Raw genomic sequence first — 18,678 nt, forward strand, 5'->3', positions numbered from 1 at the left:
CCTGTCCGCACCACCCATCAAAAGGAGACGCCCCCATGCTGACCAACCACCCTGGCGAATTCAACGCCCAGTCCCCCGCCAGCGCCATGGCCGAGAAGTTCGCGCGCGATGGCGTGGTCTGCCTGCGCGGCGTGCTGCGCCCTGCCGAGGTCGCGCGCCTGCGCGAAGGCATCGACGCCAACCTGGCCGCGCCCAGCCCGCGCGCCAAGGTGGCCAGCCGGGCCGACGACCCGGGCTTCTTCATCGAGGACTTCTGCAACTGGCAGGAGATCCCCGCCTACTGGGACGTGATCTCGCAATCGGCCCTGCCCGAGATCGCGGGCAAGCTCACCGGCAGCCGGGAGATCAGGCTGTACCACGACCACATGCTCACCAAGGAGTCGGGCACGCGCCAGCGCACGCCCTGGCACCAGGATCAGCCCTACTACAACATCGAGGGCAGCCAGAACGTGAGCTTCTGGATCCCCGTCGACCCCGTCTCGCGCGCGTCCACGCTGGAGCTGGTGGCCGGCTCGCACCGCGGCCCCTGGCTCATGCCGCGCACCTTCATGAGCAACGAGGCGAAATGGTTCCCCGAGGGCGCCCTGGCCGACCTGCCCGACATCGAGGCCGACCGCGCGGCCTACGACATCCGCGGCTGGGCCGTGGAGCCGGGCGATGCGATCGCCTTCAACATGCTCACGCTGCACGCCTCGGCCGGCCTGGAGCCCGGGCGCCGGCGCCGCGTGTTCTCGGTGCGCATGATCGGCGACGACATCACGCATGCGCCACGGCACTGGAAGACCTCGCCGGATTTTCCGGGGCTAGTGGATGAGCTGCCGGCGGGGGCGGCCATGGAACACCGGCTGTTCCCGGTGCTGTGGACCGAGGCCAGCTAGGTTAGCAGCCGGGCCTTTTGCTGCTGGAATTCCTGCTCGGTCAGCACGCCGTCGTCGCGCAACTGGGCGAGCTTTCGGAGTTCATCGGCTACGACAGGGGCGGGCACTGCTGCAGCGGCTTCGGCCTCCTGCTCGCGGGCCGCGCGCACTTCGCTGGCATGGATCGCCGCCTGCAGCACGCCATGCCAGTGGCGTGCCTGCGCCATCGCCGCTCGGTGATCCACACTGTTTGCAGAAGTACGGCGGTCCAGAAAAACAATGGTGTGGGTGGGTGTAGCCGTCTTCTTGACGATGATGTGCAATTCCACCCGCAATACCACGTTGGTGCTGACACCCTGGCTTGGCGCCGTGTCCTCAAACACCTCCACCGACAGGATGTCCCCATAGCGAAGCACGATGCTGGAGGCTGTCTCCCAGACAAGGCCGTAAACCCCGTCTTGCCCCACTCCCCAAGCGCTGGGAAAGCGGTAACGCACAAGGCACAGCTTCTTGTGTACCTCGTCAATGGCAATGCCGGTCACCTTGTCGATCCCTGCGATCTGCTGGGTGGGAGTGAATCCGTCGACATACACCGACTCGGTCTTTTGCGATGACTTCTTCAACTCGGAATGTTTCCTCAGCATCCAGGGAGCCAAGGCAACAGCAGCCAACAGGAGCAATACAAAGGCAAAGAATTCCACGGCCTTAACGCCCCCTGAGCGGCCGAAGCAGATCCGACAAGCCGTTGTGATCGATCTCGTGCATCAACGCCAGCAACTGCCCCAGCTCGCCCTTGGGAAAGCCCTCGCGCGCAAACCAGTTGAGGTAGTTGCCGGGCAGATCGGCCAGCAGCGTGCCCTTGTGCTTGCCGTAGGGCATTTCCATAGTCACCAGCTTCTGCAGCTTTTCCGCATCCATGGCGAGACCCTCAGCCGCCCGCGCGCTTGACCTTATGGCCGAGCTTTTGCAGCGCGGCCATCACGCGCTCCACATGGTCGCCCTGGACTTCGATCACGCCGTCCTTCACCGTGCCGCCGCTGCCGCATGCGGCCTTGAGCTGCTTGCCCAATTGGTCCAGCGCGGCGGCATCCACCAGCACGCCCTTGACCAGGGTAACGGCCTTGCCGCCGCGGCCCTTGGTCTCGCGCGAGACGCGCACAGTGCCGTCGCCTGCGGGCACGGCGGCCTTGGCCAGTTCCTTGCAGGCGCACTGGGCGATGGGCTGGCGGCAGTCGGGGCACATGCGGCCCGACTCGGTGGAGTAGACCAGGCCGCCCAGGCTGGCGAGGTCGGACAGGGATTTCTTGGGTGCGGGAGCCATGCCTATTGGGGTTCCTTGGGCTTGTCGGCCGGGTTGGCGCCCAGCTCGTTCTGCAGCATGTGGAAGTTGAGCAGGCGCGTGGCCATCACGGTCTCGGCCAGAAAGCACACCAGCGCGAGCAGGAACGACACCACGCCCGCCAGGAAGCCGCCGATGGCCAGGCGGTTGGCCTGGTAGTCCAGGGTTTCACCGAGGAACAGCAGGATGATGGTGATGCCGATGAGGAAGGCGCAAAAGGTCAAGAGCGCGATGCAGCCATTGGCAAGGCGCCCGCGCAGGCGCAGGTCGCCCAGTTCGGCGTAGGCGCGCGCAGTGTATTCAGGGTCGTTGTTGGCGCGGGCCCGGTCTTCCACCGTGCGGGCGCGGTCGATGATGCGCGCCAGCCGCCCGGCCACGGCGCCGATCATGCCGGAGACGGCAGTGAGCAAAAACACGGGCGCCACCGCGAGCTGGATGCCGTGCGTGATGGCGGAGGGATCGGTTGGAATGGCCATGGACTGAATGGAACAGCGTGGGTGGAGAGGTGCGGCCTGATTATCTCTGCGCGCAGCCTGCGCCAAGTGCAGGACAATCGGGGGATTGTCCCAATCCAACTCTGTGCTTGCGCTCTTTGACGCAAGCGCCCAGCCCATGCCCTTTGCCGCCCTCGGTCTTTCCCCTGCCCTCGCCCACGCCGCCCAGGCGCTGGGCTTCACGGCCCCCACGCCCATCCAGGCCGAGGCGATCCCCGCCATCCTGGATGGCAAGGACCTGCTGGGCATCGCACAGACAGGGTCCGGCAAGACAGCGGCCTTCGGCCTGCCCCTGCTGCAACAGGTGCAGATGGGCACCACCGGCCAGTCACCACGCACGGTGCGCGCCCTGGTGCTGGTGCCCACGCGCGAGCTGGCGGCCCAGGTGGGCGAGGTGCTGCGCGACCTGGCGCGCCACCTGATGCAGCAGCCCCCCAAGGTGGCGGTGGTGTTCGGCGGCGTCTCCATCAACCCCCAGCTCATGGCCCTGCGCAGCGGGGCCGACGTGGTGGTGGCCGCGCCGGGACGCCTGCTCGACCTGGTGGAGCACAACGCCCTGCGCCTGGGCCAGGTGGCCCACCTGGTGCTGGACGAGGCTGATCGCCTGCTCGACCTGGGTTTTGCCGAGGAACTGCAGCGCGTGCTGGCCCTGCTGCCGGGCAAGCGGCAGAACCTGTTCTTCTCGGCCACCTTCCCCACCGCCGTGCAGGCCCTGGCCGATGGCCTGCTGCGCCAGCCGGTGCGCGTGGAGATCGCCGCCACGCCAGAACACACCCCCGACATCGCGCAGCGCGCCATTGCGGTGGACGACAAGCGCCGCACCCAGCTGCTGCGCCACCTGGTCAAGGAGCACGGCTGGTCGCGCGTGCTGGTCTTCGTGGCCACGCAGTACGCGGCCGAGCATGTGGCCGAAAAGCTCTACAAGGCCGGCATCTATGCCAGCCCTTTCCACGGCGGCCTGAGCCAGGGCTCGCGCAAGCAGGTGCTGCAGGAGTTCAAGGACGAGCGCTGGCAGGTGGTGGTGACCACCGACCTGGCCGCGCGCGGCATCGACATTGCGCAACTGCCCGCCGTGGTCAACTACGACCTGCCGCGCTCGGCCGATGACTATGTGCACCGCATCGGCCGCACGGGACGGGCGGGCGAGAGCGGTTTGGCCGTGAGCTTCGTCACGCCCGAGGCCACTGCACACTTCAAGCTGATCGAAAAGCGCCAGGGCCTGAGCCTGCCAATGGAAGTCATTGCCGGCTTCGAGCCCACCGAGGCGGCCCCGCCGCCAGCGCCCGCAGCCCCGGGCGCCCCCGGCACCGGCGGCATCAAGGGCCGCCGCCCGAGCAAGAAGGACAAGCTGCGCGCGGCACTGGCAGCCGCCGAGGCCGAAGCAGCGGCACTGGCCGCAAGGCCCAAGGGGAAGAAGCCGCCCACACCGCAATAGGTTGGGCCAGAAAAGAAAAAGCCGGCTGCCCCGTCAGAGGCCAGCCGGCTCGCGGGCCATGCGCCCCGTTCATCAATCCTCGCTGTCGTCGCCCTCGTCGTCTGCTGCAGGGCCCTGCGCACCGGCAGGCCGCGCCGTGCGCTTGCCCGGCTTGGCCAGGATCTCGATGTAGAACTGCTTGCCGCCCTCGGCCGCCACGGTGTTGATGGCTTCGGTGATGGCCGCGACATGCACCACGGCTGCCGTCTCCTGCGTGGCGCCGAAACGGCAGTCGAAGTCCCAGAAGTCCGCGCCCGCGGGGATGTCGCGGCGCCGCTCGCGCTTGATGTACTTGCGAATGTCGTGCTTGACGGCGTCCAGAACCCGGTCGGGATGCCTGCCCTCGACATGCAGTTGGTAAATTTTTCTCATGGGCGATGGTACCTCCTGCGGCCCTGGGCTTTTGCCGCTCGGGCAACCTCGCATGGTGGCACACGGCGCAGCCAGGCGCAATTCCCTTGCGGATTTCAGCTATCGGGCCTTGCCAAAAGCCGCGTCTATAAGATGAACCTCCATAAACGGCCTTGCAGCAACAGGCCCCAATTCACAACAACGGAGGTGCACTATGTCTACTGGAGGCTGGATTTTCTCGGCGGTGTTGGTGGTCGTGTTCGTATGGGCCATCGTGATCTACAACCGCCTGGTGCAATTGCGCAACCGCATTGCCAATGCGTTTGCGCAGATCGACGTGCAGCTGAAAAGGCGCCATGACCTGATCCCCAACCTGGTCGAAGTGGCGCGCGGCTACATGGCACACGAGGCGTCCACGCTCGAAGCCGTGGTCAAGGCGCGTGGCAATGCGCAGACGGCAGCCACCGCCGCACGTGCGGCCCCTGCCAGTGCCAACGCCCTGGGCGCGCTGGCCGCGGCCGAGGGCGTGCTGGGCGGCAGCCTGGGCCGGCTGATGGCCCTGGCCGAGGCCTACCCCGACCTCAAGGCCGATGCGTCCATGAAATCGCTGAGCGAGGAGCTCACGAGCACCGAAAACCGCCTCGGGTTTGCGCGCCAGGCTTACAACGACCAGGTGCTGGAGTTCAACGACCAGGCCCAGCAGTTCCCGGACCTGGTCGTGGCGCGGCTGCTGGGCTTTGTGAGCTCACCCATGCTCGAATCCACCCAGAGCGACGAGGAGCGCAGCACGCCCAAAGTGCAATTCTGATCCGTCCACGCCAACGCGAGGACCGATCCATGAAATTCTGGAACCACCAGGAAGACGCGCGCAGCGCAACGCGCCGCCTGCTGCTGGGCTTTGCCATCGCCGTGGTGCTGCTGGTCGCCGCCGTGCACGGGGCGCTGGTGGTGGCCTGGCTGCTGATGGCTGCGGTGCTGCCTGGCAACCTGCCCTACCCTGCGGGCTTTCTGGCCGCCAATGTCGGCGTCTCGCTGATGCTGGTGCTGGGCGGCTGGTGGGTGGAAACCTCCAACCTGCGGGCCGGCGGCGTCAAGTTGGCCACGCGGGCCGGGGCGCGCGAGCTGCGGCCCTCGATCTCGCATGCCGAACAGCGCCTGGCCAACATCGTCGACGAGCTGTGCATTGCCGCCAACATGCGCCGCCCCCAGGTCATGGTGGTGCCGCGCGTCGACGCCATCAACGCCTTTGCCGCCGGCTGGGACGAGAAGGACGCCGTGGTCGCCGTCACGCAGGGCGCGCTCGACTACCTCAACCGCGAGGAACTGCAGGGCATGGTGGCGCATGAGCTGAGCCACCTGCACGAGGGCGATACTCGGCTGAAGATGCAGCTGGCGGGCATGGTGTTCGGGCTGGAGCTGGTCTACAACTTCGGCGACACGCTGCGCGAGCGGCGCGGCCTGGCCTGGTGGTTCGGCTCGGCCATCATGCTGGCGGGCTTTGCCGGCTGGCTCACGGGGCGCATGCTCAAGGCCGCCGTATCGCGCCAGCGCGAGTACCTGGCCGATGCCCGTGCCGTGCAATGGACGCGCAGCAAGGACGGTCTGGGCGGCGTGCTGCGCAAGGTGATGGGCCAGCGCCGCGACACCCCCGCAGGCTACGCCCAGGACCACCGCCACACGGGCCTGACCCTGCCTTCGGTGCAGCACATGCTGCTGGTGGATGTGGAAGGCGGCGGCCGGCTGGAGCGCCGGCTCGACACCCACCCCACGCTCGAAGACCGTGTGCGGCGCGTCTATGGCCGGCCCATGCAGCCGCTGGCGGTGGCGCCCGTGACCGTGGAACCCGAGAGCGCGCGCCGCGCCAGCGCTGCCAGCGGCGTGGTGCCGGGTGAGCCCACCATCGCATCCCTGGTGGACCCCTTCGCCCGGTTCACCTGAGCCGGCAGGCCCGGGGGCCGCAAATGCGGCGCCGGCCTACGCCCGGCGCGGGCCCCTTCGGCAAACATGTGATTTGGTGCGCCAGCGAAAGGGGCGCAGGGAAGCCCCGCACCTCCCAACAGCCATTGCCAAACAGTTGGCGGCATTTTTCGCGCCCAGTGCCACAATGCACCACTACGTATTGTTACAACAGCGCATGCACCACGATCAGGACCTGTTGCAACTGCTGCCTGCAGCCGCTTTGGTGGTCACGCCTGCCGGCGCCATCCTGCGGGCCAATGCGGCCGGCGTGGCCCTGTTGGAGGCCGACAGCGAGCAGGCCCTGTTGGGCCGCATCCTGGGCCACTTCGTGCACCCCATGGACAAGGCGCGCTCCAGCCAGCGCATCGAGCGCGTGAAGCAGCCCGACCACGTGGGGCGGCCCAACAAGTCCTCGGAGTTCCGCGTGCGCACCGACAAGGGCCAGCTGCGCATGGTGCTGGTGGCCAGCGTGGCCATCGAATGGCAGGGCGCGCCGGCCCTCCTGATGTGCGGCATGGACATGACGCACCAGAGCGAGATCCAGGAGCAGTTGCGCGAGAGCGAGCACAACTTCCGTCGCCTGTTCGACAACATGCAGGACGTGTACTACCGCACCGATGCCCAGGGCGTGGTGCAGCACGTGGGCCCCGGGGTGCGCCGCGTGCTGGGCTACGAGCCGCACGAGATCGAAGGCCGCACGGCCGAGTCCTACTACCCGCAGAGCAAGGACCGCGATGCCTTCAAGGCGGCCATCCAGGAAAAAGGCGAGGTGGCCGACTTTCCGGGCCAGATGGTGCGGCGCGACGGCGTGGTGATCGACATCTCGATCAGCAGCCACGCGCTGTACGACCACCAGGGCCAGTTTGCCGGGGTGGAAGGCATCTACCGCGACGTGACGCAGCGCAAGAACCTGGAGCGCGAGCTGCAGCGCCTGGCCACCACCGACATGCTGACCGGCATGGCCAACCGCCGCGCCTTCCTGGAGACGGCCGAGGCGGCCTACCAGACGGCGCGAACGCAGCACACACCGCTCACGCTGCTGATGCTGGACGTGGACCATTTCAAGTCCATCAACGACCGCTTCGGCCACCTGGAGGGCGACCGTGCCCTGGTGGCCTTTGCCCGGGCCGTGATGGAGGGGCTGCGCCCCGGCGACGCCGTGGGCCGGCTGGGCGGCGAAGAGTTCGGCGTGCTGCTGCAGGGCACCACCCTGGCCCAGGGCCACGAGGTGGCCGTGCGGCTGCTCAATTGCGTGCGCACCCTGGAACTGGGGGTGGCGGATGCCGGCCATGGCAGCCACCGCTACCGCATCACCGCCAGCCTGGGCCTGGGCACGCTCAGGGGCAGCGACCGCAGCCTGCGCGACCTGCTGGACCGGGCCGACCAGGCGCTCTACCAGGCCAAGCGCGAAGGGCGCGACCGGATCGCGCTGGCCGATGCCGATCTGGACAACCAGGGCTATTGAGCAGCGGCTGCGCCGCGTGTGCGCTCAGAAGTCGAACACCGCCACCCCCATGCCATAGCGCCCGTGCAGCGTAGAGGCCAGCACCGCCAGGCAGAAGACGGCATAGAGCAGGACAAATGCCTGGTGCGCGGGCGGCGATGCCGATTGCGCCGATGCCGGGCGCACCGGCCCCAGCGCTGCGGCGAGCAGCATGGCAGGGATGATGAAGTAGCGCCCCTGCAAACCCTCGATCACGCGCGAGGGGTAGTCGTTCCAGGTCACGGCCAGCGCAAAGAAGGCCAGCAGTGCGCTGCCCAGCCCCGCCACCAGCAGCGCGGCCCGGATGGCCGCATCCTGGCGCTGGTAGCGTGTTGCCGCCACGGTCAGCACGGTGGCCAGGAGCAAGCCGCAGCCGATGGCAGCCAGGGCGAATCGCGGAATGGGCGCATCGGCCCAGCCCAGGTTGCCTATGAACGACGAGGCAATCAGGTGGCCCTGGAACGGATCGGCGACGGTCCGCCCCACCAGTTGCAGGAACTCGATCGGCTCGCGCAGGTAGGTGCCGATGATCTGCCCGGTGGAGTGTGCGCGCACCACCCGGTGGTCCAGGGTGTGCAGCAGGCCATACAGGGTCCACCCGGCACTGGCGGCGAGCAGCGCGGCCGTGGCAGCCAGGCGCTGCCAGGACCCATGCCGCAGCAGCAGCACCAGGGGCAGCAGCATGAGGGGCAGGAGGTTGGTGCGCGAAGTGACCAGGAGGAAGATGGACAGATAGAACGCGAACGACTGCCAGCGCGTGGCCCGGCCCTCCTGCCACTGCGCGAGGAACAGCGACAGCACCAGCAGAGCCAGCGCAAAGCACAGCCCGTCGATGGTGGGCGAAATGATCTGGAACAGCGCCATGGGCATGAGCACCAGCGCCTGCACCAGCAGCGCGGGCCGTGCGATCTGCCAGGCCCACAGGACCAGGCCGAACACCAGCAGGGTGACCAGCATGCGTGTGAGCTGGTAGCTGTGGCCCAGGGAGAGGTCGAGCGCGCGCGACAGCTTGAGCCCGAGCGCATGCGGCAGGTAGATGAAGGGCGCGTAATAGCCCGTGGCCGCGGCGTTGACGAAGATCTCATCGTCCTGCCAGTCGTAACGTGTGGCCTCGCTCATGAGCCAGGTGGGTGACAGGCTGCGGTCCCGGTGCGGCCCCACGATCTTCTGCATCCACTGCGAGAACAGGAAGAAGTTGGTGTCCACCCAGCCGCCGGTTTTTCCGGGTTCGTTGGGCTCTTCGCTTCTGAGCAGGGCCTGGCCATGGGCCACCATATCGGCCCGCAGCAGGTGCACGATTTCATCGGGCGACTGGAAGGCCGGAATCAATTGCATCATGCCGCAGGCAATCGCAAACCCCAGCGCAAACCATGCCATGCGCAGGCTGCGCAAACCGGCCGCCCCCCTCCCCACGAGGTGCGTCAGCACGCGAGGCCAGCCGAAAAGGTCAGGGCGCAAAAACAAGACAGACGGTCTTCAAGGAAAGAACAGACAGCGACGATCCCGGCTGGCGAGATTGATCTTAGCCACGCAGGTGGTCCGCAGCATGTCGTGCAGCGCTCAATTGAACGTCAGGCGTGACCTACATCACCAGAACAGGGTTTTTGTCGCGCAGCGACCCGGGCCATGCGCCCGCAGCCACCGACGACCGGGGCATGATGGCAGGCAGAGACGCCTGCTGCAACCGCACTTGCATTTGGAATCATTTTCTACAATAGCCCATGAATTCCCCACACCCTGCTGCTGCACGCGCCACCCCTGGCAAGGAAGAGATTGCACTGCTCGCCCCCTTCGAGCGCCTGGGCCCCGATCGCATCGCCCTGGTGAGCACCGCCGAACAGGCCCACCGGGCCGGCGAAGAGCTGGCGGCCAGCACGGCCTGGGGCTTCGACACCGAATCCAAGCCCACCTTCGTGCAGGGCGAGGTGTCCGACGGCCCCCACGTGGTACAGCTGTCCACCCTGGACAAGGCCTGGGTGTTCCAGCTGCACGATGAAGGCTGCCGCCACCTGGTGGCACAGCTGCTGGCGCGGCCCGGTGTCACCAAGGCCGGCTTTGGCCTTGGCGACGACAAGAAGCGCATCGTGGCCAAGCTGGGCGTGGAGCCCGCTGGCGTGCTCGAACTCAACCACGTGTTCCGCCAGCAGGGCTATCGCAAGGACATGGGCGTCAAGGGCGCCGTGGCCGTGCTGTTCAACCAGCGCTTCATCAAGTCCAAGAAGGCGGCCACCTCCAACTGGGCCAACCCCAAGCTCACCGAATCGCAACTGGTCTATGCGGCCAACGACGCCTACGCGGCGGCGCGCGTGTACCACGCGCTGGGGCAGCCGGCTTGCGCCTGACGCCCACCCGTAGCGCCTGCGACGCAGCTCAGAGCCCCGCTGCGAGGCGAGCCGCCTGGTCGATGGCGCGCTTGGCGTCGAGCTCGCCTGCCTCTAGCGCACCGCCCACCACATGGGGCTTCTTGCCCAGGGCCAGCAGCTCGTCGGCCAGGGTGCGCAGTGGCAGCTGGCCGGCGCACAGCACCACGGTGTCGCAGGGGATCCAGGTCGGGTCCTCACGCTGCTCGCCGTAGGAGACGAGCAGGCCTTCGTCGGCAATGCGCTCGTAGTTCACGCCGCCCACCATCTGCACCTGCTTCATCTTCAGCGTGGTGCGGTGGATCCAGCCCGTGGTCTTGCCCAGGCCCTCGCCGAGCTTGCCTTTCTTGCGCTGCAACAGCGTGACCTGGCGCGCCGGCGGCGTGACCTGCGGGCCCTTGGGGGCCAGGCCGCCACGCGCCTCGGCGGGATCGGTGATGCCCCACTCGGCCTGCCAGGCGGGCAGGTCCAGCGTCGTGGAATGGCCCTCGTGCACAAGGAACTCGGCCACGTCGAAGCCGATGCCCCCGGCACCGATGATGGCCACGCGCTCGCCCACCGGCTTGCCATGGCGCAGCACGTCGATGTAGCTGAGCACCTTGGGGTGCTCCTGCCCGGGGATCTTGGGGTCGCGCGGGCTCACGCCCGTGGCAATCACGACCTCGTCATAACCCGCCAGGTCGGCCGCCTGCACGGGGGTGGACAGATGCAGCTGCACGCCCGTGTCCTCCACGCGCGTGGCCAGGTAGCGCAGCATCTCGTGAAACTCTTCCTTGCCCGGCACCTGCTTGGCCATGTTGAGCTGCCCCCCGATGGCGTCGGCCGCGTCGAACAGGTGCACCTCGTGCCCGCGCTCGGCGGCCACCGTGGCAGCGGTCAGGCCGGCAGGCCCCGCGCCCACCACGGCGATGCGCTTGGGCTTTTGCTGCGACGTGAGCGGCGTGTAGACCAGCAGCGTCTCGTGGCAGGCGCGCGGGTTCACCAGGCAGCTGCTGGTCTTGGCCTTGAACACATGGTCCAGGCAGGCCTGGTTGCAGGCGATGCAGGTGTTGATGCGGTCGGCCTTGCACTGGGCTGCCTTGTTCACGAAGGCAGGGTCGGCCAGCAGCGGGCGGGCCATGGAGACCATGTCGGCGCAGCCCTCGGCCAGCACGGCTTCAGCCACCTCGGGCGTGTTGATGCGGTTGGAGGTGACGAGCGGCGTGGCGATGCCGGCCGCTGCGAACTCGGCTTTCATCTTCTGCGTGACCCAGGCGAAGGCCGCGCGCGGCACGCTGGTGGCAATCGTCGGTATGCGCGCCTCGTGCCAGCCGATGCCGGTGTTGACGATGCTGGCGCCGCCGGTGGCCACCGCCTTGCCCAGGGTGACGATCTCGTCCCAGGCGCTGCCGCCGGGCACCAAGTCGATCATGGACAGGCGGTAGATGATGATGAAGTCCGGCCCCACGGCCTCGCGCATGCGGCCGATGATCTCCAGCGGCAGGCGCATGCGCTGGCTGTAGTCGCCGCCCCAGGCATCGGTGCGCCGGTTGGTGGCGGCCGAGAGGAACTGGTTGATCAGGTAACCCTCGGAGCCCATGACCTCCACCCCGTCGTACCCCGCCTCGCGGGCGCGCTGGGCGCAATTGACGAAGGCACGGATCTGCCGCTCCACCCCGCCAGCCGACAGCGCGAACGGCGTAAAGGGCGTGATGGGCGATTGCAGCCGCGACGGTGCTACCGCCAGCGGGTGATAGGCATAGCGGCCCGTGTGCAGGATCTGCAGCGCGATCTTGCCGCTCGCGCCGTGCACGGCCTCGGTCACCACCCTGTGGCGGCGCGCGGCCCCTGCCGTGGACAGCGTGCCCGCGAACGGCTTGGTCCAGCCCGCGATGTTGGGCGCAAAGCCCCCGGTCACGATCAGCCCCACACCGCCCTCGGCACGCTCGCGGAAGTAGGCCGCCATGCGCGAGAGGTCGCGCGCATCTTCGAGCCCGGTGTGCATGGAGCCCATGAGCACGCGGTTCTTGATCTGGGTGAACCCCAGGTCCAGCGGGGCGAGCAGGTGGGGGTACAGGGCGTGGCCGGGCGGCAGCTCGCTGGCGATGGATTTCATGGAGGGCAGGCGCGTGGGGGCGCAAAGGAATGAAGATCGCGACGTGGAACGTCAATTTCCGCATCACTAGAACTATTTTCTAGAACTTTATTCTAGAATGCACATCCATGGCAAGCCGTACCCACCCAGCCCTCGCCGCCGAGGCCCCCGACCGCCGCCAGGAGATCCTGAACGCGGCCCTGGCCTGCGCCGCGCAAGCGGGGGTGGAGGCCGTCTCCATCGACGGCGTGCGCGCACGCTGTGGCGCCAGCGTGGGCAGCATCTACCACCACTTCGGCAGCAGGGAGGGCATCGTCGCGGCGCTGTTCTTCGACATCTTCCACACGCAGTCGCGCAGCATCCAGGCGCAGCTCGATGCTTCGCTCGGCGTGGAAGCCGGGGTGCAGGCGCTGGTGACCGGGTACCTCGACTGGGTGGTGGCGCAGCCCGTGCATGCGCGCTTTCTCTTCCAGGCACGCGGCCTGGTGGCCGCCGGCCCGCGCAGCACCGAGCTGGCCGAGGCCGCGCGTGGCCGCAACCAGGCCCTGGTGGCCTGGTTCGAGCCGCACCGCCAGGGCGGCGCACTGCGCGACCTGCCCTGCGAACTCATGCCCTCATTGGTCATGGGCCCGGTGCAGAGCTATTGCCGCGCCTGGCTGTCGGAGCGCGCCGGCAACAACGCCCTGCCCTCGCCCGACATCTACCGCAGCGAGCTGGCGGCGGCGGCGTGGCGCGCGGTGCGCGCCTGAAAACCCGTCAGCCCACGGCACCGCCCCGGCCAAGGGCCCGATGCACCAGCCGGAAGAGCAAGGCACCCGCAGGCCCGACGACCAGCAGATTCCACAGCGGCATGAACAGCAGGCCGAGCGCGGCGGTCGAGCCCTTGGGGGCAACGAAGACGGAGTAGTGCATGAACACATCCGCAGCCAGGCATGCCGCAGCCGCCCCCAGCCCCCACCACACGCGGCGGCCCCGTGCCAGCAGCGCGGCGATGGCATACGGGGCACACGACCAGAGAAACAGACCGACGAGGAAGGCTGCGACGCCCATGCCGCCTTCGGCCTTGAAGAGGGCGGTGTAGAGGTGCAGTACCGCACCTGCACCGCACAGGGCCAGCGCCATGTTCTTCGTGGAGGAAAATGCAGGCATGGGCCAGGGTGGGTTGGAGATGAAGGCCCATGATAGTCCCCCAGCAGGCCGCCCCCCTGAATCAGGCGGCCCGCCCCATCAGCACATCGTCAAAGATGGCTACGGCACGCGTCCACCCGGCCGATGCGCCGCGGATCTTGTGCGGAAAGCACGAGATGTAGAAGCCCGTGGGCGGCAGTGCCTCCAGGTTGTGCAGCTTCTCGAGGTGGCAGTAGCCGATGTCGCGCCCCGCCTTGTGGCCCTCCCAGATCAGGCTGGCGTCGTGGGTGGCGGCATATTTCTCGGCGGTGTGCACAAAGGGCGCGTCCCAGCTCCAGGCGTCCGTGCCGGTCAGGCGCACGCCGCGCTCCAGCAGGTACATCGTGGCGCCATAGCCCATGCCGCAGCCGGCGGAGACAAAGTCGTTGTGGCCATAGCGGCTGCCCGCGCGGGTGTTGACCACCACGATCTCCAGCGGCGAGAGCGTGTGGCCGATGCGCTGCAGCTCGGCCTCGACATCGGCCGCGGTCACCACATAGCCATCACCGAGGTGGCGGAAGTCGAGCTTCACCCCAGGCTGGAAGCACCACTCCAGCGGCACCTCGTCGATCGTCCAGGCCCGCTTCTTCTCGCCCAGCGCCTTGTCCATGGTGCTGTGGAAATGGTAGGGCGCATCCAGGTGGGTGCCGTTGTGGGTGGACAGCTGCACGCGCTCCACCGCCCAGCCCTCGCCGTCGGGCAGGTCGCCCTTTTGCAGGCCGGGAAAGAAGGGCTCGATCTGGTCGACCGTGTTCTCGTGGGTGAAGTACTCGATGCGCGGCGCGAAGGCGGGTGGGTCGCTCACCACGTCGTTTTCGAGGTAGATGGACAGGTCGACGAATTGGCGGGTCATGGGAACACTCTCCTGCGTTGCTTGCATGTCTTCATCATCAAAAGGCCAGCCCTCACTCGGCGCGGATGTCGTTGTCGCGCACCACCTTGGCCCAGCCCTGCGCGTCTTCTTTCAGGAATTGGCGGAACTCCTCGGGGCTGCCGCCGGCGGGCACCAGGCCCAGCTCGCGCAGGCGCGCCTGGAAGGCGGTGCTGACCACGATGGACTGGACCGCTGCATTGATCTTGCCCACCACATCGGCCGGCGTGCCCTTGGGCGCCAGCAGGCCGTGCCAGGAATCGCCCACGAAGCCGGCGAAGGTCTCGCCCACGGTGGGCACGTCGGGCAGCGCCTCGATACGCTTGGGGCCCGAGACGGCCAGGGCCCTGAGCTTGCCGGACTTGACCTGGCCGATGGCGGTGGTCGAGGGCTCGAAGGTGGTGGCGATGCGCTCGGCCATCAGGTCGGGAATGGCGCTGTCTTTGTAGGGCACATGGAGCATGCTGGCGCCGGCCATGTTCAGCAGCCGGGCCATGGCCACATGGGTGCCCTGGCCAATGCCGTAGCTGCCATAGCTCAGGGCACCGGGGCTGTTCTTCGCGGCCGCAATCAGGTCCGCCAGGGTCTTGTGCGGCGACTGGCTCGCGGTGAGCAGCACATAGGGCACCGAGAGCACCCGCGCCACCGGCACGAAGTCGTCGCTCTTGTAGGGCAGCGATTTGTAGACATAGGGGTTGATGGAGGTGGTGTTGTTCACCGTGTACAGCAGCGTATGGCCGTCGCCCGGGGAGGTGGCCACGTTCTGCGCGCCGATGATGGTGCTGGCGCCGGCGCGGTTGTCGATCACCACGGGCTGGCCCAGGGCCTTGGACAACGGGTCACTCATGAGCCGCACGATCACGTCGGGCGAAGAGCCCGCACCGAAGGGCACGACGATGCGGATGGGCTTGCTCGGAAAGCCGCCGCCCTGGGCCCATGTGGCCAGCGGCAGGGCTGCGGCCGCCAGCGCCAGGACCTGGCGGCGTGCGATGAGGGGTGGCTTGCGCATGCTTGTCTCCTTGCTTGTGTGTGTTTGTCGCGATGCGGTGGTGAGGGTCTCAGGCCAGCGCCACGTTGTGCCGCCCCTTCAGGGCCAGGCGCTCGCGCGCCTCCTGCGGGGACGCGATGGCGATGCCCAGTTCGTCCAGCACCTTGCGCATCTTGGCCACCTGCTGCGCGTTGGAGGTGGCCAGCGCGCCGCGACCCAGGTACAGGCTGTCCTCCAGGCCCACGCGCACGTGGGCACCCATCACGGCGCCCATGGTGCCGAAGCCCATCTGGTTCTTGCCGGCGGCAAACAGCGACCAGACATAGTCTTTGCCCAGCAGGCGATCGGCCGTCTGCTTCATCACCAGCACGTTTTCGGCATCGGCCCCCATGGCGCCCATCACGCCGAAAATGGTCTGCACGAGAAAGGGCGGCTTGATCAGCCCCATGTCGGCGAAGTAGGCCAGGTTGTACAGGTGGCCCAGGTCGTAGCACTCGCACTCGAAGCGCGTGCCATGCCCCTCGCCCAGGGTCTGCAGGATGTACTTGATGTCCTTGAAGGTGTTCTTGAAGATGCCGTCTTCCGTTGCGGCCAGGTAGGGCTGCTCCCAGGCGTGCTGCCACTCGCGCGGGCGCTCGGCCATCCGGAACATGGCGAAGTTGAACGAACCCATGTTCAGCGAGGCCAGCTCCGGCGAGACGCGCAGCGCGGCCTCCAGGCGCTCGTTCAGCGACATGGCCACGCTGCCGCCGGTGGTGATGTTGATCACGGCGTCGGTCGCCTGCGCGATCTCGGGCAGGAACTCCATGTACACGTCCGCCGAGGGCGATGGCCGCCCGTCGACCGGGTTGCGCGCATGCAGGTGGATGATGGCCGCGCCCGCGGCGGCGGCATCGATGCTTTGCTGCGCGATCTGCGCCGGGGTCACCGGCAGGTGGGGCGACATGGTGGGCGTGTGCACGGCGCCCGTCACTGCGCAGCTGATGATGGCTTTGTGGGACATGAAGACCTCAGGGGGTGGTGGACCAATGGACCATGGGCAGGCCGGCGACCGGCGAGCGGAAGAAAGGGATGCGGGTGCCCAGCAGGCTGCCCAGGTAGACGGTGCGCAGGTCGGGGCCGCCGAAGGTGATGCTCGCCATCCACGGAGCGATCTGGCCGCGGGCCTGCTGCATGTCCTCGGTGGTCATGGTGCCGGCGTCGAAGCGCGCCATCAGCCGGGCGCTGGCCTGCTGCTCCCCGTCGTCGAGCAGGGTGCGCAGGTCGCCACGGGGGGTGAGCGCGATCAGGCGGTCTACCATGATCAGGGTGCACCAGAGGTTGCCATGGGCATCGAAGGCAATGCCATCGGGCAGGCCGCCCAGGTGCGCCGGGCCGAAGACCTCGCGGTCCTTGAGCGCGACCTCGCCGGGCCGCGACTCGTCCAGCCGCAGGCGGGTGATGCAGGGGCCGGTGGTCTCCACCACGTACAGCCATTCTTCCCTGGCATCGAGCCGGATCTCGTTGGTGAAGTGAAAGCCATCGGCCACCACGCGCAGGCGGCCGTTTTCCACCACGGCGACATAGCCATCGCGCACGCGCTGCGTGGCGGCGGCCGTCCAGGGGTTGACGCGGGTGGACACCGTGAGCCAGATGCGGCCGCGCGAGTCGCGCAGCACGAAGTTGACCTTGCCGATGGGCAGGCCGTCGATGCGGTCGTACAGCGTGCGCGTGTGGCCCTCGCGGTCCATCACCTCCAACAGGTCGGTGCCGAAGTTGGAGATCAGGATGTCGCCATTGGCCGCGAAGGCCAGGCCATTGGGCAAGGTGCCGGTGGTGTACTTGGCTTCCATCTCGCCGCTCGTGCCTTCGGCGTGCGTGGCAAAGCGGTCGTCGGCGCGCTGGCCGATGGAGCGCTGCGTTCCATCGGCGCCGATGCGCGTCACGCCGCCGCGCGCATCCGCGCACCACAGCGTGCCATCGGCTTCGGCCAGGATGCATTCGGGCCGCTGCAGGCCCTCACCCACGAAGCCGATGCGGCTTCGGTCCACCACGAAACCGTCGAGCGGATTGCTGGCTTCCATCGACTTGTCTCCTTCGCATTTTTTATTGATTATACGTATGGATAAATTTTGAGGTCAATCGCTGGAAGGCCTGTCCGGTGCTCTACGATGTGGGCCATGAGTTCCGTTTCCCGCCCCGCCCCGGCCGAGAAGGGCCGCACGCGCATCCCCCAGCGCCGGGCCGACAGCGAAGCGACCCGCCAGCGCATCCTGGATGTCGCCGAGCGGTTGTTCGCCGATGCCGGCTTCCACGCCACTTCCATCCGCGACATCGCCCACCATGCCGAGTGCCAGTTCGCGCTGATCGGCTACCACTTCGGCGCCAAGGAGGCACTGCTCGACCAGGTGCTGGCACGCCGCTCCGACGTGCTCAACCGCGAGCGCCTGGCACACCTGGAGGCATTGCGGGGCGCGCGTGGAGCCGCCCCGCTGGCGCTGCGCGACCTCGTGGGCGGCTTTGTGGGCACCATCATGGCGCGGGCCGACTCCGGCGACGAGGGCTGGCGCAACTACACCCGGCTGATCGCAGTGGTGGCGGCCAGCGCGGAGTGGAAGGACCTGGCCGAGAAGCACTTCAACGCGGTCGCGCGCCAGTACATCGCCGAGTTGCAGCGCAGCCTGCCCCAGGTGTCCAGCGAAGACCTGCACCGGGCGTTCTTCTTCATGGTGGGGGCCATGCTGGCCGTGTGTGCGCGCACTGACCGCATCGAGACCTTGTCCGACGGGCGCTTCGACTCGCGCAGCGTCGCCCCGATGACGGAGACGCTGTGCGCGTTTATGGAGGGGGGATTCGCTGCGGTGGCCAGCCGCCCTGCGCGCTGACCGCTGCCAGCGGTCAGCAAGGACAGGCCCGCCCGCGGCCAAGGCACCGCGGGCTGCGGAACTTCAGTTCAATAGTGTGGCGGCAACTCGTCGCGCAGGTTGCGCACTGCACCGCCTGCACCGCCATCGGGCGCCTGCTGGCGCAGCTGGATCACCTCCTGCGTGAGCCGGTCGATCAGCTCCTGCTGGCGAAAGATGGTCATGTTGAGCTGGTCCAGCAGGTCTTCGGTGAAGCTGGCCTTGATCTCCAGGTTCTCCAGCCGCTCGATGATCTGCTGCGGGCTGTCCATCAGACTGCCTGCCCCAGGCGCGCCACGCCTTCGCGGATCTTCTCCACATCCGCCGTCGCAAACGACAGCCTCAGCGTCGCGTTGTCCGGGTTGGCGCAGAAGAACGG

General features: G+C 67.8%; 21 protein-coding genes. 8 read left to right on the plus strand and 13 right to left on the minus strand.

Annotated elements, in window-relative coordinates:
* The first annotated feature begins 35 nt into the window (after positions 1–35).
* Positions 36–878: a phytanoyl-CoA dioxygenase family protein gene (locus AC3WOH_RS30565; RefSeq protein WP_492233068.1), complete on the plus strand. Its 843-nt coding sequence runs from the start codon at positions 36–38 to the stop codon at positions 876–878.
* On the opposite strand, the gene AC3WOH_RS30570 is transcribed toward AC3WOH_RS30565, so the two are convergent.
* Genes AC3WOH_RS30570 through AC3WOH_RS30585 form a run of 4 tightly spaced genes read right to left on the minus strand, consistent with a single transcriptional unit; the run spans position 875 to position 2,672 of the window.
* Entirely contained in the window at positions 875–1,558 is a 684-nt protein-coding gene (locus tag AC3WOH_RS30570; protein WP_492233069.1) for an SHOCT domain-containing protein, read from the minus strand. The two genes, AC3WOH_RS30565 and AC3WOH_RS30570, sit on opposite strands and share 4 nt — an antisense overlap.
* A gap of 4 nt (positions 1,559–1,562) precedes the next feature.
* On the minus strand, positions 1,563–1,775 hold the full coding sequence (locus AC3WOH_RS30575) for a DUF3820 family protein (protein WP_007861594.1): 213 nt from the start codon (positions 1,773–1,775) through the stop codon (positions 1,563–1,565).
* Between the two features lie 10 nt (positions 1,776–1,785).
* The gene (locus tag AC3WOH_RS30580) at positions 1,786–2,178 is read right to left on the minus strand and encodes a translation initiation factor Sui1 (RefSeq protein WP_492233070.1); all 393 of its coding nucleotides are present in this window, start codon (positions 2,176–2,178) and stop codon (positions 1,786–1,788) included.
* A 2-nt stretch (positions 2,179–2,180) separates the two neighbouring features.
* Positions 2,181–2,672 carry a DUF2721 domain-containing protein gene (locus tag AC3WOH_RS30585; RefSeq protein WP_492233071.1) on the minus strand — a complete coding sequence of 164 codons (492 nt, stop codon included), beginning with the start codon at positions 2,670–2,672 and terminating at the stop codon, positions 2,181–2,183.
* Positions 2,673–2,808: 136 nt separating this feature from the next.
* Between AC3WOH_RS30585 and AC3WOH_RS30590 the strand changes: the two genes are divergently transcribed.
* A complete protein-coding gene (locus AC3WOH_RS30590; RefSeq protein ID WP_492233072.1) occupies positions 2,809–4,125 on the plus strand; it encodes a DEAD/DEAH box helicase in 1,317 nt (438 codons plus the stop codon).
* 72 nt (positions 4,126–4,197) lie between these two features.
* Here the strand turns inward: AC3WOH_RS30590 and AC3WOH_RS30595 are convergent, their stop codons facing one another.
* Positions 4,198–4,536, minus strand: a complete 339-nt coding sequence (locus AC3WOH_RS30595) for a DUF6172 family protein (RefSeq protein ID WP_492233073.1) — start codon at positions 4,534–4,536, stop codon at positions 4,198–4,200.
* 193 nt (positions 4,537–4,729) lie between these two features.
* Here AC3WOH_RS30595 and AC3WOH_RS30600 point away from each other — a divergent pair, with 193 nt between their 5' ends.
* The 3 genes from AC3WOH_RS30600 (at position 4,730) to AC3WOH_RS30610 (ending at position 7,939) form a co-directional block, all read left to right on the plus strand.
* The gene (locus AC3WOH_RS30600) at positions 4,730–5,323 is read left to right on the plus strand and encodes a LemA family protein (RefSeq protein ID WP_492233074.1); all 594 of its coding nucleotides are present in this window, start codon (positions 4,730–4,732) and stop codon (positions 5,321–5,323) included.
* 29 nt (positions 5,324–5,352) lie between these two features.
* On the plus strand, positions 5,353–6,453 hold the full coding sequence (locus AC3WOH_RS30605) for a M48 family metalloprotease (protein ID WP_492233075.1): 1,101 nt from the start codon (positions 5,353–5,355) through the stop codon (positions 6,451–6,453).
* Between the two features lie 196 nt (positions 6,454–6,649).
* Entirely contained in the window at positions 6,650–7,939 is a 1,290-nt protein-coding gene (locus tag AC3WOH_RS30610; protein ID WP_492233076.1) for a sensor domain-containing diguanylate cyclase, read from the plus strand.
* A gap of 24 nt (positions 7,940–7,963) precedes the next feature.
* Here AC3WOH_RS30610 and AC3WOH_RS30615 read toward each other — a convergent pair whose 3' ends face one another.
* Positions 7,964–9,334: a DUF2142 domain-containing protein gene (locus tag AC3WOH_RS30615; protein ID WP_492233077.1), complete on the minus strand. Its 1,371-nt coding sequence runs from the start codon at positions 9,332–9,334 to the stop codon at positions 7,964–7,966.
* A gap of 344 nt (positions 9,335–9,678) precedes the next feature.
* Here AC3WOH_RS30615 and AC3WOH_RS30620 point away from each other — a divergent pair, with 344 nt between their 5' ends.
* Complete coding sequence (locus tag AC3WOH_RS30620) at positions 9,679–10,299, plus strand: 3'-5' exonuclease (protein ID WP_492233078.1); 621 nt, start codon at positions 9,679–9,681, stop codon at positions 10,297–10,299.
* Between the two features lie 28 nt (positions 10,300–10,327).
* Here AC3WOH_RS30620 and AC3WOH_RS30625 read toward each other — a convergent pair whose 3' ends face one another.
* Positions 10,328–12,412 (minus strand): oxidoreductase, encoded by a 2,085-nt coding sequence (locus AC3WOH_RS30625; RefSeq protein WP_492233079.1) that lies wholly within the window; start codon positions 12,410–12,412, stop codon positions 10,328–10,330.
* Between the two features lie 107 nt (positions 12,413–12,519).
* Between AC3WOH_RS30625 and AC3WOH_RS30630 the strand changes: the two genes are divergently transcribed.
* A complete protein-coding gene (locus tag AC3WOH_RS30630; RefSeq protein WP_492233080.1) occupies positions 12,520–13,140 on the plus strand; it encodes a TetR/AcrR family transcriptional regulator in 621 nt (206 codons plus the stop codon).
* Positions 13,141–13,147: 7 nt separating this feature from the next.
* Here AC3WOH_RS30630 and AC3WOH_RS30635 read toward each other — a convergent pair whose 3' ends face one another.
* From AC3WOH_RS30635 to AC3WOH_RS30655, 5 genes are all read right to left on the minus strand, one after another.
* Positions 13,148–13,540, minus strand: a complete 393-nt coding sequence (locus AC3WOH_RS30635; RefSeq protein WP_492233081.1) for a hypothetical protein — start codon at positions 13,538–13,540, stop codon at positions 13,148–13,150.
* A 61-nt stretch (positions 13,541–13,601) separates the two neighbouring features.
* Positions 13,602–14,411: a cyclase family protein gene (locus AC3WOH_RS30640; protein WP_492233082.1), complete on the minus strand. Its 810-nt coding sequence runs from the start codon at positions 14,409–14,411 to the stop codon at positions 13,602–13,604.
* Positions 14,412–14,463: 52 nt separating this feature from the next.
* A complete protein-coding gene (locus AC3WOH_RS30645) occupies positions 14,464–15,438 on the minus strand; it encodes a Bug family tripartite tricarboxylate transporter substrate binding protein (protein ID WP_492233083.1) in 975 nt (324 codons plus the stop codon).
* Positions 15,439–15,487: 49 nt separating this feature from the next.
* Positions 15,488–16,420 (minus strand): 3,5-dioxohexanoate:acetyl-CoA acetone transferase, encoded by a 933-nt coding sequence (gene kce, locus AC3WOH_RS30650; protein ID WP_492233084.1) that lies wholly within the window; start codon positions 16,418–16,420, stop codon positions 15,488–15,490.
* A gap of 7 nt (positions 16,421–16,427) precedes the next feature.
* Positions 16,428–17,480 (minus strand): SMP-30/gluconolactonase/LRE family protein, encoded by a 1,053-nt coding sequence (locus AC3WOH_RS30655; RefSeq protein WP_492233085.1) that lies wholly within the window; start codon positions 17,478–17,480, stop codon positions 16,428–16,430.
* A 96-nt stretch (positions 17,481–17,576) separates the two neighbouring features.
* Between AC3WOH_RS30655 and AC3WOH_RS30660 the strand changes: the two genes are divergently transcribed.
* Complete coding sequence (locus AC3WOH_RS30660) at positions 17,577–18,281, plus strand: TetR family transcriptional regulator (RefSeq protein ID WP_492233086.1); 705 nt, start codon at positions 17,577–17,579, stop codon at positions 18,279–18,281.
* A 68-nt stretch (positions 18,282–18,349) separates the two neighbouring features.
* On the opposite strand, the gene AC3WOH_RS30665 is transcribed toward AC3WOH_RS30660, so the two are convergent.
* Complete coding sequence (locus tag AC3WOH_RS30665; RefSeq protein ID WP_184865134.1) at positions 18,350–18,571, minus strand: SlyX family protein; 222 nt, start codon at positions 18,569–18,571, stop codon at positions 18,350–18,352.
* Positions 18,572–18,678: the final 107 nt, after the last annotated feature.

This window comes from Acidovorax sp. FW305-C-20-28 (assembly GCF_058783375.1).